The 13,541-nt window shown below is 72.4% G+C and carries 12 protein-coding genes; 7 read left to right on the forward strand and 5 right to left on the reverse strand.

Annotated features, from left to right (window positions below; all coding sequences use genetic code 11):
- Positions 1–186 precede the first annotated feature (186 nt).
- Complete coding sequence (locus tag B1H19_RS29940; RefSeq protein ID WP_083107834.1) at positions 187–960, reverse strand: VOC family protein; 774 nt, start codon at positions 958–960, stop codon at positions 187–189.
- A gap of 249 nt (positions 961–1,209) precedes the next feature.
- On the opposite strand from B1H19_RS29940, the gene B1H19_RS29945 reads away from it, so the two are divergent.
- Positions 1,210–2,049 (forward strand): sulfurtransferase, encoded by an 840-nt coding sequence (locus tag B1H19_RS29945; RefSeq protein WP_083107835.1) that lies wholly within the window; start codon positions 1,210–1,212, stop codon positions 2,047–2,049.
- Between the two features lie 87 nt (positions 2,050–2,136).
- Here the strand turns inward: B1H19_RS29945 and sepH are convergent, their stop codons facing one another.
- The gene (gene sepH, locus B1H19_RS29950) at positions 2,137–3,210 is read right to left on the reverse strand and encodes a septation protein SepH (RefSeq protein WP_083107836.1); all 1,074 of its coding nucleotides are present in this window, start codon (positions 3,208–3,210) and stop codon (positions 2,137–2,139) included.
- A 521-nt stretch (positions 3,211–3,731) separates the two neighbouring features.
- Between sepH and B1H19_RS29955 the strand changes: the two genes are divergently transcribed.
- Positions 3,732–4,847: a hypothetical protein gene (locus B1H19_RS29955; protein ID WP_083107837.1), complete on the forward strand. Its 1,116-nt coding sequence runs from the start codon at positions 3,732–3,734 to the stop codon at positions 4,845–4,847.
- A 75-nt stretch (positions 4,848–4,922) separates the two neighbouring features.
- Here B1H19_RS29955 and B1H19_RS29960 read toward each other — a convergent pair whose 3' ends face one another.
- Together B1H19_RS29960 and B1H19_RS29965 are read right to left on the reverse strand one after the other, a co-directional pair.
- Positions 4,923–6,263, reverse strand: a complete 1,341-nt coding sequence (locus B1H19_RS29960) for a D-arabinono-1,4-lactone oxidase (protein ID WP_083107838.1) — start codon at positions 6,261–6,263, stop codon at positions 4,923–4,925.
- A 215-nt stretch (positions 6,264–6,478) separates the two neighbouring features.
- On the reverse strand, positions 6,479–7,753 hold the full coding sequence (locus B1H19_RS29965; RefSeq protein ID WP_083107839.1) for an MFS transporter: 1,275 nt from the start codon (positions 7,751–7,753) through the stop codon (positions 6,479–6,481).
- Between the two features lie 201 nt (positions 7,754–7,954).
- Here B1H19_RS29965 and B1H19_RS29970 point away from each other — a divergent pair, with 201 nt between their 5' ends.
- A complete protein-coding gene (locus B1H19_RS29970) occupies positions 7,955–9,109 on the forward strand; it encodes a ferrochelatase (RefSeq protein WP_083107840.1) in 1,155 nt (384 codons plus the stop codon).
- A 43-nt stretch (positions 9,110–9,152) separates the two neighbouring features.
- Complete coding sequence (locus B1H19_RS29975; protein WP_083107841.1) at positions 9,153–10,001, forward strand: inositol monophosphatase family protein; 849 nt, start codon at positions 9,153–9,155, stop codon at positions 9,999–10,001.
- 110 nt (positions 10,002–10,111) lie between these two features.
- Here B1H19_RS29975 and B1H19_RS39350 read toward each other — a convergent pair whose 3' ends face one another.
- A complete protein-coding gene (locus B1H19_RS39350; protein WP_198535162.1) occupies positions 10,112–10,282 on the reverse strand; it encodes a hypothetical protein in 171 nt (56 codons plus the stop codon).
- A 370-nt stretch (positions 10,283–10,652) separates the two neighbouring features.
- On the opposite strand from B1H19_RS39350, the gene B1H19_RS29980 reads away from it, so the two are divergent.
- From B1H19_RS29980 to B1H19_RS29990, 3 genes are all read left to right on the forward strand, one after another.
- Positions 10,653–11,306, forward strand: a complete 654-nt coding sequence (locus B1H19_RS29980; RefSeq protein WP_030062975.1) for a response regulator transcription factor — start codon at positions 10,653–10,655, stop codon at positions 11,304–11,306.
- 6 nt (positions 11,307–11,312) lie between these two features.
- Positions 11,313–12,587 (forward strand): sensor histidine kinase, encoded by a 1,275-nt coding sequence (locus B1H19_RS29985; RefSeq protein ID WP_083107842.1) that lies wholly within the window; start codon positions 11,313–11,315, stop codon positions 12,585–12,587.
- Positions 12,588–13,172: 585 nt separating this feature from the next.
- A complete protein-coding gene (locus tag B1H19_RS29990) occupies positions 13,173–13,475 on the forward strand; it encodes a DUF4193 domain-containing protein (protein WP_016575747.1) in 303 nt (100 codons plus the stop codon).
- Positions 13,476–13,541 lie beyond the last annotated feature (66 nt).

Below are 13,541 nucleotides of genomic sequence, written 5' to 3' on the forward strand. Positions count from 1 at the left end.
GGCAGGGAGCCCCCGAGGCAGTCGCCGTAACGGGGTTCGCCTCGTCCGCCGAGGTCGGCGGTGAAGGGCAAGGCGCCCTCGACAGTGGTGAGTTCACCCTGGACGAGCAGCTGGCGCAGCCCCTCGTACGGGGACCGCATCCTCGCTGGTCAAGGCCGCCCGGTGCGGTCCGTTCGGCGCGGTCCGTCAGGGTGTCTGGATGATCGTGAACGCGGCGCCCTCGCAGTCGGCGACCGCTGCCAGCCTGCCGTGCGGGCTGTCCTGCGCCGGCCGCAGCACCCGTCCGCCCAGTTCGGTGACCCGCCGCGCCGCCGCGTCGGTGTCCGGGACGGCGAAGTACGTCATCCAGTACGGGCCGCGGTCGCGCAGCGGGGCGGTGCCCACGCCGTGAATGCCCGCCACCGGATGCCCCTTGATGTGCAGCGTCAGATAGTCGAAGTCGGCGGCGCCCACGGGCTCGGACTCGAACCCGAAGACCCGTTCGTAGAACGGTTCGACCACGCCGGTCTCCTGGGTGACCAGTTCGTTCCACACCGGGGTGCCCGGTTCGCCGCTGAGTGCGGTGCCCCGCATCGACCTGCCCTGCCAGATGCCGAAGATCGCGCCCTGGGGGTCGGAGCCGATCGCCATCCGGCCGGCGTCGTCGGCGTCCAACGGTCCGACGGCCACCGTTCCGCCGCAGGAGCGGATCTGGTCGGCGGTGGCATCGGCGTCCTCGCTCGCCAGATAGGTGGTCCAGGCGACGGGCAGATGGCGGTCGGGTGCCAGTTCGCCGACCCCGGCCACCTCCTGGCCGTCCAGGTAGGCGCGGGCGTAGGGACCGAAGTGCTGTGGCCCGGGGCGGAACTCCCAGCCGAAGAGCGCGCCGTAGAACTCCTGCGTCGCGGACAGACTGTGCGCCAGAAGGCTCACCCAGCAGGGCGCGCCGGGCATCCGCCGGGTCGCTGCCTCGGTCGTCATCGTCATTTACTCCTCGGGGCATCGGGGTGCTGGCCATGGGGGGACGGGCGCGGGGCCCGAGCAGATGCTCGCACCCGGTGACCTGCTGTGCGCCCCGGCCGCGCCGTCCTTGGCGCGTTCGCGAGGGAGAATGCCCGTTTTGCTGGTCGGCATCCGTTTTGGTGGCGGTGTCACCTCACCCAACTCCGTCATACGGAGGGTGGGCCGCCGCCTTCTGTACGTAGCCATCGCTACGCAAGGATGAGTGCCATGAACGCCATCATCACCGCTACCGAACTCGCGAGCGAGTTGACGTCCTCCGCCGCCCCGGTGCTCCTCGACGTCCGCTACCAGCTCGGCGGCCCGCCCGGTCGCCCCCAGTATGAGGCCGGACACCTGCCCCACGCGGTCTATGTCGACCTCGACGCCGAGCTGGCCTCGCCACCCGGCCCGGCCGGCCGCCATCCGCTGCCCGACCTGTCCGTCTTCGCGGAGGCCATGCGGGCCGCTGGGGTCCGCGCGGACCGCCCGGTGGTCACCTATGACGGCGGCCAGGGGTGGGCCGCGGCGCGCGCCTGGTGGCTGTTGCGCTGGTCGGGTCATCCGGACGTCCGGGTGCTCGACGGCGGCCTGGCCGCCTGGCAGGCGTCCGGGCGATCCCTGAGTGTCGACAAAGTGACTCCGCAGCGCGGTGACTTCACCCCCGTACCGGGGTCGCTGCCGCTGCTGACCGCGGACGACGCGGGCTCCCTCGCGCGCCGGGGCGTCCTCCTGGACGCGCGGGCCGCCGAGCGCTACCGGGGCGAGGTCGAACCCATCGACCGCGTCGCCGGGCACATCCCCGGTGCGGTGTCCGCGCCGACGACCGAGAACGTCGTCGACGGCGGCACCACCTTCCGCGACGCGTCCGAACTGGCCAAGCGGTTCGCCGCACTGGGTGCCACCGAGGATGCCGAGGTCGGGGTGTACTGCGGCTCCGGTGTGTCCGCCGCCCACCAGGTGCTCGCCCTGGCCGTGGCCGGAATTCCCGCCGCGCTGTACGTCGGCTCCTGGAGCGAGTGGTCCAACGACCCGTCCCGCCCGGTGTCCACCGGCGCGCACCCGGGCTGAGCCCGCCGTCGGACCGCAAGCCGGCCCGACAGCACCGCGCCCGCCCCTGGCAGCCAGGGACGGGCGCGGTATCACGGTCGCGGGGCGTTACTCCGGCTTCTTGCGCCGGGTGCCGAAGACGATCTCGTCCCAGCTCGGCACCGCGGCGCGGCGGCCCGGCCGTACGCCGTCCGCCTCCGCCTGCCGGTCCGTCGTCCCGGTCAGCCGGTCGCGATGCCCGGCCACCGCCCGCGGCATCAGCACATCGGCGTACGCGGAACCGGCACCCGCGCTCGCCGCCGGTGCGGCCGGCTCCTCCAGCTCTTCCTCGACCGCTTCGTCCTCCTGCGGCGCCGCCTTGGCGGTCTCCGGTACGACCATGTCGCCCCGGAAGCTCGGCACCGCCTCCAGCAGGCTGGTCAGCGAGTCCCGCTCGCGTTCGCGCTCACCGGTGGCCTCCTCGGCGACCCGCGGCGCGGCGTCCTCGCCGCCCGCCTGCGCCGCCCGTTCGCCGCGGTCGGGCATCTGGCGGTCCAGGGCGCGGTCCAGCGGCCGGTCGCGCGGCAGCCGTGCGATGCGCGGGACGAACGGGAAGCTCGGCTCGGGCGTGTCGTCGCTCTCGCCGATCAGCGCCCGCGCCTCGTCGTCCACGGCCTGCACCAGCCGCCGCGGCGGGTCGTACGTCCAGGTCGCCGAGCGCGGCTCGGCGACGACGCGGTAGACCAGCAGCACCTCCCAGGTGCCGTCGTCCCGGCGCCAGGAGTCCCACTGGATGCTGTCCTTGTCGGCGCCGCGCAGCAGCAGCCGCTCCGCGACCGCCTCGCCGAGCTGCGGTCCGGTGTTCTCGCCGGGGCGGCGGACGGGAGTCTTCCGGGCCCGCTCGGCCATGAAGGCGCGCTCCGCCAGGACCGGCCCCTCGAAGCGGCGCACCCGCTCGACGGGGATACCGGCGAGCTGGGCGACCTCCTCCGCGGAGGCTCCGGCACGTATCCGCGCCTGGATGTCCCGTGGCCGCAGGTGGCTCTCGACCTCGATCTCGATCTGGCCCAGACGGGCGCGGTCGTTGCGGACCGCGGCGCGCAGCCGCTCGTCGATCGGAAGCGTGTACTCGGTGCTGTCCGCAGCCTTGAGCACCAGCCGTGTGCCGTCGTTGGAGACGGCCACGACACGCAGTTCGGGCATGGGGACCTCCCGGGTGGTGCCTGCCGACGTCACGTGCGTCGCTGCTTCCGCTAGTCGAGTGTGGCCTGCCCGGGTGCAGCCTGCCACAACATTGCCGAGTTGCCCGGCGTGTCGAGGCTTGGCCCAGAAACGCCGTACATGACACGGTTACCGGTTTGCCATCCGCGGTGACCATGTCACATGACCTGTGATCCGGTCACCCGTGCCGAGCGACGGCGCCCCGGGTCGGGTGCCGTCTTCAGGGCCCCCTCCCGCGGATCCGGGCAGCCGGACGGGATCCCGGGCCAGGGCTCGCCACAGTACTCCATTTGGGCCACTGAAGTGGACCGCCGCGCCGCTGAAGTTGTGGTGCGGTACTGGAGTTGGGTCGCCTTGTCGATCTCTCTACCGTCCCGCCACCCTCTCGCCGCCGCCGTGACCGGTGGCGAGATTCACATAATCTCCAGATTCGGAACTATCCCCTTCGCTAAAAGGTCCCCTCTCCGTGCAAGGTGGAAGGAAGGGGCTATCAAAGGTTGGAGATGGACGAACCAAACGAAACAGACAGGAAGAAGAAGGAGAAGCGGATAGACCTGAGCGTTGCCCAGGTCGCGGGCAGTGCGCTCGCCGCCGCGGCGGCCGCCTATCTGGCCGGTCAGCTCGGCGTTTACGGAACCATCATCGGCGCGGGTCTGGTCAGTGTCGTGGCCACGACCGGCGGCACGATATTCCAGCACCTCTTCCGGCGCACCGGCGAGCAGATCAAGGAAGCCACGGTCACCACCCGGCCGAAGCCGCGCCGCTCCCCTTCCACCGACCCCCGATCCACAACCGGCGCGGGCGCGCACGCCCCGCGCACGATGGTGCTGCCGACCTTCGACAGGCACGGCGCGCCGGACGACGTCACCGCCGTCGCCGCCAAGAACACCGCTCCCGACACGGACCGCACCCGGGTGCTCCCCCAGGCCACTCATGCCACGCGGCCCTACCGCCGCGACCGGGCCGCCGACCGGAGGCAGCTGGTGCCGCGGCTGGACGCGCGGACCATGGCGCTCGGCCGGGCGGAACCGCGTACCGATGAGGACGCCGCCGAGGCCACGGCCGTACTTCCCGGCGCCGGGAACGACGGGCACGCCGGGCGTGTCGCGCGCCCGGAGGAGATCAGCACCGCGACCTACGGCACCCGGCTGCGCGGCTGGAAGCGCCCGGCGCTCGGTGCGCTCGCGGTTTTCGTCCTCGCCATGGGCGGCGTGACCGCCACCGAGCTGCTCACGGGGCAGACCCCCAGCGGCCAGAAGGGCACGACGCTGAGCAACCTCACCAGCGTCGGCGGCGCCGGCCGTCACCACCCCGGCCGCCCCGCCTCGCCGGACCCGGGCCGCTCCGCCGGCAACGGCACCCACGGCGGCACGGGGAAGCCGTCCCCGCAGCCCGGCGGCTCCGGCGGCGATCGGCAGTCCCCGGCGCCGACCCCGTCCGACGGCGGCAGCGGCTCGCCGGACACCGGGTCCTCCCCGTCGACCGGGCCGTCACCGGACCACTCCTCCGGCAGCGGCGGCGACACCGGCGGCGGTTCGGCCGACGGCCGGGACCAGGGCGGTCAGTCGAATCCCCCGGACGCCGAACAGCAGCGGGCGCCGCAGCCGGCCCCCTCGTAGCCCGGCGTGGACCCCGCCCGTGCACGGTCGTGGCCCGGCACCCCCGCGCGGGGCGTCCGGCCGCGGCCGATGTCGTCAGTCGCCCAGGACACGCCGCAGATAGGCGTTGGCGAACCGGCGCTCGGGATCCAGCCGGTCGCGCAGCGCGGTGAACTCGCCGAACCGCGGATAGGCGTCGGCCAGCTGACCGGCGTCGCGGGTGTGCAGCTTCCCCCAGTGCGGGCGCCCGCCGTGCGCCGTCATGATCCGCTCGGTGGCCGCGAAGTACGCCTGATGCGGGGTGCCGCGGTACATGTGGACCGCGATGTACGCGGTGTCCCGGCCGGACGCGGTCGACAGCGGGATGTCGTCCCCCGGGGCCGTACGCACCTCCACCGGGAAGCTCACCTTGAAGTCCGAGCGGTCCACCATCGCCTTGAGCTCGCCCAGCGCGGCGACGGCGGCCTCGCGGGGCAGCGCGTACTCCATCTCCACGAAGCGCACCCGCCGCGGGGAGGTGAACACCTTGTACGGGATGTCGGTGTACGTACGGGCCGACAGCGCGCGGCTGGAGATCGTGGCGATGCCCGGTATGGCGGCCGGTATCGCCCGCCCGACGCTGCACGCGATCTGGAAGACCCCGTTGGACAGCAGCTCGTCCTCTACCCAGCCGCTGAGTTTTCCGGGCGGTGCGGCGGGGCCCTGGCTGCGGTTGTTGCGTTTGGTGTTGCAGTTGCCGGTGTGCGGGAACCAGTAGAACTCGAAGTGCTCGTTCTCGGCGACCAGTTCGTCGAACCGCTCCGTCACCTCGTCGAAGGGCATCGGCTCCTCGCGGGCGGTCAGCAGGAACTCCGGCTCCACGGCGAAGGTGAGCTCGGTGATCACGCCCAGGGCGCCCAGCCCCAGCCGCGCGGCGTCGAAGATCTCCGGGTTCTCCGTGGGGGAGCAGGTCAGCACCGAGCCGTCGGCGGTGACCAGTTCCAGGGCGGTGATCTGGGCGGCGAGGGAGGCCGAGTCGCGGCCGGTGCCGTGGGTGCCGGTGCTGGTGGCCCCGGAGACGGTCTGCTCCATGATGTCGCCCATGTTGGTCAGCGACAGTCCGTGGGCGGCCAGGGTTTCGTTCAGATGCTTGAGGGGCGTACCGGCGGCCACCGTGACGGTGTGGGCCTCGCGGTCGACCGCGCGGACGCCGGTCAGCCGCTCGGGGCGGATCAGCAGGCCCTCGGTGGCGGCCGCCGGGGTGAAGGAGTGGCCGGTGCCGGCCGCCTTCACCGTCAGCCCGTCCTCGGCGGCGGCGCGTACGGCCGCCGCCAGCTCCTCGGTACCGGCCGGGGCCACCGTCCGGGTGGGGCGGGCGGTGACATTGCCCGCCCAGTTGCGCCACGTCCCCCCGGGACCGCGCCCTCCCGAGCCGCCGACGGCGTTGTTGGCTGCCATGGTGACGTCCCCTCCCTCCACGCGGGCAGACCGGCTTCGGCCTCCGTTGATGTCAGCGCATGATGTCAGTCACTGACGCGTCATCCAGGAGGGGTGACGGGAATCACACGATCAAGGAATCGGCCGGAATCGCCAGCCTCCGGGACATGTCGTACCGGCGGTAACTCTGGCGGCGGGCCGCGGGGTCAGCGAAGCCCGTAGCTGTCGGGCGAGCGTCAGTGCGGCGATGCGCTGGGCGAGTCCTGCGCGGCCGGGCCGCCCTCCGCGACCGGTACCGGCGACGCGGCCCCTCCCGCGGTCACCGTGGACGCCCCCGGCCGCAGTCTCCGGTAACCGGCGAGGGCGATCAGCGCCGCGAGCGCCCCGGCCGCGCACGCCACCAGATAGCCGCGCTCCGCCCCGGCGGCGTCGACGACCCGGCCGGCTGCCGACGACCCGAGCGCGACGCCCACCGTGATCCCGGTGCTCGTCCATGTCATGCCCTCGGTGAGCTGCGCGCGTGGCACATGCTCCGCGACCAGCGCCATGGTGGTCACCCCTGTCGGGGCCACGGTCAGCCCCGCGACGAACAGCGCCACCCCCAGCGCCGGCAGCGAACCGACCAGTGGGAGCGGCACCATGCTCACGGCCATCGCGCAGACGCCGGTCAGCCAGCGTCGCGATGCGTGCCCCGTGAAGTGCAGCAGGCCGAAGACGGCACCGGCCGCACAGGAGCCGAGTGCGTACGCCGCGAGCACCAGGCTGGCAGCGGCCTTGTGGCCCGCCTCCTCGGCGAACGCGACGGTCACCACATCGACCGCCCCGAAGATCGCGCCGGTCGCCGCGAACGTCAGGACCAGCACCCGGAGGCCGGGGGATCGCAGCGCGGAACCCCTGGCGTGCTGCTCGCGCGGATGCGGCACCGGCTCCGTGGCGCGCTGCGCCGTCAGCCAGAAGACGCCGGCGGTCAGGAAACCGGCGGCGAGCAGCGGCCCCGCCTCCGGGAACCAGGCGGTGGACAGCCCGATGGACAGGATCGGGCCGACGATGAAGCACGTCTCCTCGACGATCGACTCCCACGAGTACGCGGTGTGCAAGGCGCGCGGGGAGTCCCGGTAGAGCTCCGCCCAGCGGGCCCGGATCATCGAGCTGATACTCGGCACACAGCCCACGCAGGCCGCGAAGACGAACAGCGTCCAGTCCGGCCAGCGCTGCTGCGCGCTCACCAGCAGACCGGCGACGGCGGTGACCGACACCAGGGTGGCCGGGCGCAGCACCCGGCGCTGGCCGTGCCGGTCGACCAGCCGGGATATCTGCGGGCCGAGCACCGCGACGGACAGCGCGAGCGTCGCGGACAAGGCGCCCGCCAGGCCGTAGCGGCCGGTCAGCTGGGACACCATCGTGACGACGCCGATGCTCATCATCGACAGCGGCATACGACCCAGCAGCCCCGCGGCGGAGAACGCTTTGGTGCCGGGGCGACCGAACAGGGCGCGGTAGGGACTGGGCACGGGGGCTCCGCCGGAGAGAACCGAAGATCGGTAAGGAACGACTGAGGGCGATACAGCTTACGGTCGGCGGGGTGCCGGACGCCTCCGGTTTTTCCGCCCCGGTTTTCCGCTGTCCGCCACACCGGCGCGGGCGCCGCCTCGCCACCGGGCGCGCAGGGGCCTGCCCGTCGTGCCGGGGCGAAGGGTGGGAGGATCGACGGCATGCCCGAACAGTGCGACCCGCATCCGTACGACGCCCTGCTGCTGCTGTCCTTCGGAGGCCCCGAAGGCCCCGAGGACGTCGTCCCGTTCCTGGAGAACGTCACCCGCGGCCGCGGCATCCCCCGCGAGCGCCTCAAGGAGGTCGGGCAGCACTACTTCCTGTTCGGCGGCGTCAGCCCGATCAACGCCCAGAACCGCGAGCTGCTCGACGCGCTGCGCAAGGACTTCGCCGACCACGGACTGGACCTGCCGGTCTACTGGGGCAACCGCAACTGGGCGCCCTATCTGACCGACACCCTGCGCACCATGGTCGGCGACGGCCACCGCCGGATCGCCGTCCTGGCGACCAGTGCCTATGCCTCGTACTCCGGCTGCCGCCAGTACCGCGAGAACCTCGCCGATGCGCTCGCCGCTCTGAAGGCCGAGGGCCTGCCGGTGCCGCGGGTCGACAAGCTGCGGCACTACTTCAACCACCCCGGCTTCGTGCGCCCCATGGTCGACGGCGTTCTGGCCTCGCTCGCCGGACTGCCGCAGGACGCCCGCGAGGGCGCGCACCTCGCCTTCACCACGCACTCCATCCCCACGGCCGCCGCCGACACCTCCGGCACGCCCGCGGACCACACCCAGGACGGCGAGGGCGGCGCCTACGTGGCCCAGCATCTGGACGTCGCCCGCGAGATCGCCGCCGCCGTGCACGCGGAGACCGGCGTGCAGCACCCCTGGCGGCTCGTCTACCAGTCGCGCAGCGGCGCCCCGCACATCCCCTGGCTGGAACCGGACATCTGCGACCACCTGGAGGCGCTGCACGCCGAGGGCGCCCCGGCCGTCGTCATGGCCCCCATCGGGTTCGTCTCGGACCACATGGAGGTCAAGTACGACCTGGACACCGAGGCCACCGCAAAGGCCGCCGAGCTGGGGCTGCCGGTCGCCCGGTCCGCCACCGTCGGCGCCGACCCGCGGTTCGCCGCGGCCGTCCGCGACCTCCTCCTGGAGCGCGCGGCCACCGAACGGGGCCGCGCCCCGGAGCGCTGCGCCCTGGGCGCCCTGGGCCCCTCCCACGACCTGTGCCCGGTCGGCTGCTGCCCGGCTCGTACGGCGCGCCCGGCCGCCGCCGGCGCCGACTGGGCGGGCCCGGCCGCCGAAGCCCCGGCGTAGACCCGTACACCCCCGACCACCGCTCGCCCGAGCAAGGAGCACCGTGCCCGACCCGCTGCACTCCGACGCCCCGCAGGCCCGCCAGGCCGACCCGACCGCCGCCCTCTACGACGAACTCCTGGAGCTGGCCCTGGAGGCCGCCCGCCGCGCCGGGGCGCTGCTGCGCGACGGCCGGCCCGCCGATCTGGGGGTCGCCGCCACCAAGACCAGCCCCATCGACGTCGTCACCGAGATGGACCTCGCCTCCGAGAAGCTGATCACCGGCTTCCTGGCCGAGCGCCGCCCCGACGACGGCTTCCTGGGGGAGGAGGGCGTCAGCATCGAGGGCAGCAGCGGCGTCCGCTGGGTCATCGACCCCGTCGACGGCACCGTCAACTACCTCTACGACCTGCCGTCCTGGGCGGTGTCCATCGCGGCCGAAAAGGACGGCGAGACCGTCGTCGGCGTGGTCGCCGCCCCGATGCGCGGCGAGACCTGCCACGCCGTACGGGGCCGTGGCGCCTTCCGCAACGGCGAGCCGGTCGGGCACCGGCCCGCGCCGCCGCTCTCCCAGGCGCTGCTCGGCACCGGCTTCGGATATCTGGCCGAGCGCCGGGCCGCCCAGGCGGAGGTGGTGCGCACCCTGCTGCCGCAGGTCCGCGACATCCGGCGCGGCGGCTCGGCCGCGATCGACCTGTGCGATGTGGCCTGCGGCCGGCTGGACGCGTACTACGAGCGCGGGCTGAACCCCTGGGACCTGGCGGCCGGCGTGCTGATCGCCGAGGAGGCCGGCGCCCGCACGGGAGGCCGCCCGGGGCAGCCCGCCTCCGGAGAGCTGACCGTGGCCGCCTCTCCGGAGCTCTTCGGGAAGCTCCAGCCGCTCCTGGACGAGCTCGGCGCCTGGCACGACTGAGAGCACCGGGGACCCGGCCGAACGGGCCCCCTGAGCACGGACGCACAAGAGCGCCCCGGCACCAGCCCTGCGGTGCCGGGGCGCCCTGCTCGTGAGGGGCGGGGCCGGGGTCAGCCGACCGCACCGACCTCCACACCGTGCTCGGTCGCCAGCCGCTGGAGGTCCTCCAGCTCGGCCAGTTCAACCTCGGCGAGGAAGTCGTCGCCCGCGGCGCGGGCTCGGTCCAGATCGGCTTCGGTGCTCTTTATGCGCTGGCGAATGCCTGCGGTGAACGCGTCCATGGTGCGCCCCCTCGTCGTGGGTCGGTGGCACGGGGGTGTGCCGACGGGTGGGTCGATCACGGCGTGGTCCCTGCGGTGGATCACGCGTCGTAAGACGCCAACAGGGCGTGATCGCGGGTGTGCAGTCGTCCTCCCCACCCAAAACCTCAGGGAAACCTCCATCTGCCCGGGAATCCGGCAATGGCGCACCGGCACCCGCCTGCCGCCGGTGCGCCACCGGCCCGGCATCTGCTCACCACCTGGCTGTCATCCGCCCTCCACCCCGCTGCACCCGTCTTACCGCCGGTTTATGGCTCTTCGGGGCAGGATGGAAGGGCTCCGAGTGATTGTTGTGCCCTGATCGACAGGGCCCTGAGGAAGGACTAGCGACGTGCGTGTACTCGTCGTCGAGGACGAGCAGCTGCTCGCCGATGCGGTGGCCACCGGACTGCGCCGGGAGGCCATGGCGGTCGACGTGGTCTACGACGGCGCGGCCGCCCTGGAGCGGATCGCGGTCAACGACTACGACGTCGTCGTCCTCGACCGCGACCTGCCGCTGGTGCACGGCGACGACGTCTGCCGCAAGATCGTGGAACTGGGCATGCCCACCCGGGTGCTGATGCTGACCGCCTCCGGTGACGTCAGCGACCGCGTGGAGGGCCTGGAGATCGGCGCGGACGACTACCTTCCCAAGCCGTTCGCCTTCACCGAGCTGACCGCCCGGGTGCGGGCCCTGGGGCGCCGTACGACCGTCGCCCTGCCGCCCGTCCTGGAGCGGGCCGGCATCAAGCTCGACCCCAACCGCCGCGAGGTCTTCCGCGACGGCAAGGAGGTCCAGCTGGCACCCAAGGAGTTCGCGGTGCTGGAGGTGCTGATGCGCAGCGAGGGCACGGTGGTCTCGGCCGAGCAGCTCCTGGAGAAGGCGTGGGACGAGAACACCGACCCGTTCACCAACGTCGTGCGGGTCACGGTCATGACGCTGCGCCGCAAGCTCGGCGAGCCCGCCGTCATCGTCACCGTCCCCGGCTCGGGATACCGGATCTGACCGGCGATGCCCTCCCTGCCCTCCTTCTCCAAGGCGCACACGCCGCCTCCCGCCGCCCCGCCCAAACCGACCTGGGACCCCCGGCCGCAGGTCAACATCCGGCCGTTCCCCTGGCTGCGGCCCACGATCCGGATACGGCTGACGCTGCTGTACGGCGGCATGTTCCTGATGGCCGGCATCGTGCTGCTGACGATCATCTACATGCTGGCCGCGAACACGCTCAGCGTGGGCAACCAGCTCCCGTTCAAGATCGTGGGCGCGTCCGAGCTGCACGTGACCAGCGACACCTGCCCCGAGCTGACCCCGGCCGTACGCAACGTGGCCCAGCTCAACAGCGCGGTCGCCGAGTGCCTCCAGCACCAGCGGACCTTCGCCCTCAACACCCTCCTCAACCGCTCGCTGCTCGCCCTCCTCGGCCTGACCGTCGTCGCCTTCGCCTTCGGCTACGCCATGGCCGGGCGGGTGCTGTCCCCTCTGGGCCGCATCACGCGCACCGCCCAGCGGGTGGCCGGATCCGATCTGCACCGGCGGATCGAGCTGGGCGGCCCGGACGACGAGCTCAAGGAGCTGGCCGACACCTTCGACGAGATGCTCGACCGGCTCGACCGGGCCTTCGACGCGCAGCGCCGCTTTGTGTCCAACGCCTCACACGAGCTGCGCACCCCTCTGGCGATCAACCGCACCCTGCTGGAGGTCCAGCTCGCCGACCCGGACGCGTCCCCCGAGCTCACCCAGCTCGGAAAGACGCTGCTGGCGACGAACGAACGCAGTGAGCAGCTGGTGGAGGGCCTGCTGCTGCTCGCCCGCAGCGAGAACAAGGTGGTCGCCAAGAAGCCCGTCGATCTCGCCGAGGTCGCCTCGCAGGCCGTCGACCAGACCCGCGAGGAGGCGCATGCCAAGGGCGTGGAGCTGCGCGGGGTGCGCCGGCAGGTCTTCGTCCAGGGCAACGGCGTCCTCCTGGAGCGCATCGCGCTCAACCTCGTGCAGAACGCCGTGCGCTACAACGTCCCCCAGGACGGTTGGGTCGAGGTCACCACGGAGCCGCAGCCCGGCTGCGCGGTCCTGGTGGTCTCCAACACCGGCCCGGTCGTCCCCGCCTACGAGATCGAGAACCTCTTCGAGCCGTTCCGCAGGCTGCGCACCGAGCGCACCGGGAGCGACAAGGGCGTGGGGCTGGGCCTGTCCATCGTGCGCTCGGTGGTGCGTGCCCACGACGGCAGCATCACCGCCGAGCCGCGCGAGGGCGGCGGGCTGGTGATGCGGGTCGTGCTGCCGCTGTGAGCTGCGTGGACGGCGGGCGTGAGGGGCCCGGTGGCCGGGCGGGCCCCGCGCGGCGCTCCGCGGGGCCGTACGAGGGCGTGTGCGGCCGCTGTGGGCGTTGCGCGGGCCCGCGCGAGGTTTCGGACGTCCGTGCGTAAGATCGCCCGCCGGGTGGCCGCACACCGCCTCGCCTCCGGTTTGACGGGAGGGCCGGTCACCATGGATCCTTCGCCCGAGTTCGCTTTGCGCGGAATTCGGCCGGTCCTTCCGGCGCCCTGAGGGTGTGTGATCGCTCACAGGCGAGAATTTCCGGCCATCTACGCTGCGTGATCAAAACGCCTGGTGGAAAGCCGGGAAAATCCGGGTTTCCCGGGGGCCTGATCACGGGAAGTACCCGTGATGGGCTGCGCGAGGTGCGACTTTCGGACCGTGTACGGTCCTGATCGCCATCCAAACCGATCACCCCTTCCGGGGTGCGGTTGGGTGTCGATTGAGTAACAGACCTTGATGTGAGGCAAAATCTCCGCCTCAGGTCGGGCACAAGTCCGGCCTCTCACGCGTTACGAGCGCTGAGACACCGCAGACACCCAGAGGGGGAGAGCGAAAATGGCTACGGATTACGACACCCCACGCAAGACCGATGACGACCTCAACGAGGACAGCATCGAGGAACTGAAGTCGCGGCGGAACGACAAGTCCGCCTCTGCCGTCGACGTCGACGAGTTCGAGCAGGCCGAGGGCCTGGAGCTGCCCGGCGCCGACCTGTCCAACGAAGAGCTCGCCGTGCGCGTGCTGCCCAAGCAGCAGGACGAGTTCACGTGCATGAGCTGCTTCCTGGTCCACCACCGCAGCCAGCTGGCCGCCGAGGACAAGAACGGCAACCCGATCTGCCGCGACTGCGCGGCCTGAGAACGGCCGACGCCGTGCCAGGCGTGAATCCGTTCCGTAAGGGCCCGAGGGGCGCGAAAGGACCGG

The organism is Streptomyces gilvosporeus, from assembly GCF_002082195.1.
In the GTDB taxonomy this organism is placed as follows: Bacteria; Actinomycetota; Actinomycetes; order Streptomycetales; family Streptomycetaceae; genus Streptomyces; species Streptomyces gilvosporeus.

Coding starts and splice junctions, on each gene's coding strand:
- B1H19_RS29940 (WP_083107834.1), bottom strand. CDS start 960: ATGACGACCGAGGCAGCGACCCGGCGGATGCCCGGCGCGCCCTGCTGG.
- B1H19_RS29945 (WP_083107835.1), top strand. CDS start 1,210: ATGAACGCCATCATCACCGCTACCGAACTCGCGAGCGAGTTGACGTCC.
- sepH (WP_083107836.1), bottom strand. CDS start 3,210: ATGCCCGAACTGCGTGTCGTGGCCGTCTCCAACGACGGCACACGGCTG.
- B1H19_RS29955 (WP_083107837.1), top strand. CDS start 3,732: ATGGACGAACCAAACGAAACAGACAGGAAGAAGAAGGAGAAGCGGATA.
- B1H19_RS29960 (WP_083107838.1), bottom strand. CDS start 6,263: ATGGCAGCCAACAACGCCGTCGGCGGCTCGGGAGGGCGCGGTCCCGGG.
- B1H19_RS29970 (WP_083107840.1), top strand. CDS start 7,955: ATGCCCGAACAGTGCGACCCGCATCCGTACGACGCCCTGCTGCTGCTG.
- B1H19_RS39350 (WP_198535162.1), bottom strand. CDS start 10,282: ATGGACGCGTTCACCGCAGGCATTCGCCAGCGCATAAAGAGCACCGAA.
- B1H19_RS29985 (WP_083107842.1), top strand. CDS start 11,313: ATGCCCTCCCTGCCCTCCTTCTCCAAGGCGCACACGCCGCCTCCCGCC.
- B1H19_RS29990 (WP_016575747.1), top strand. CDS start 13,173: ATGGCTACGGATTACGACACCCCACGCAAGACCGATGACGACCTCAAC.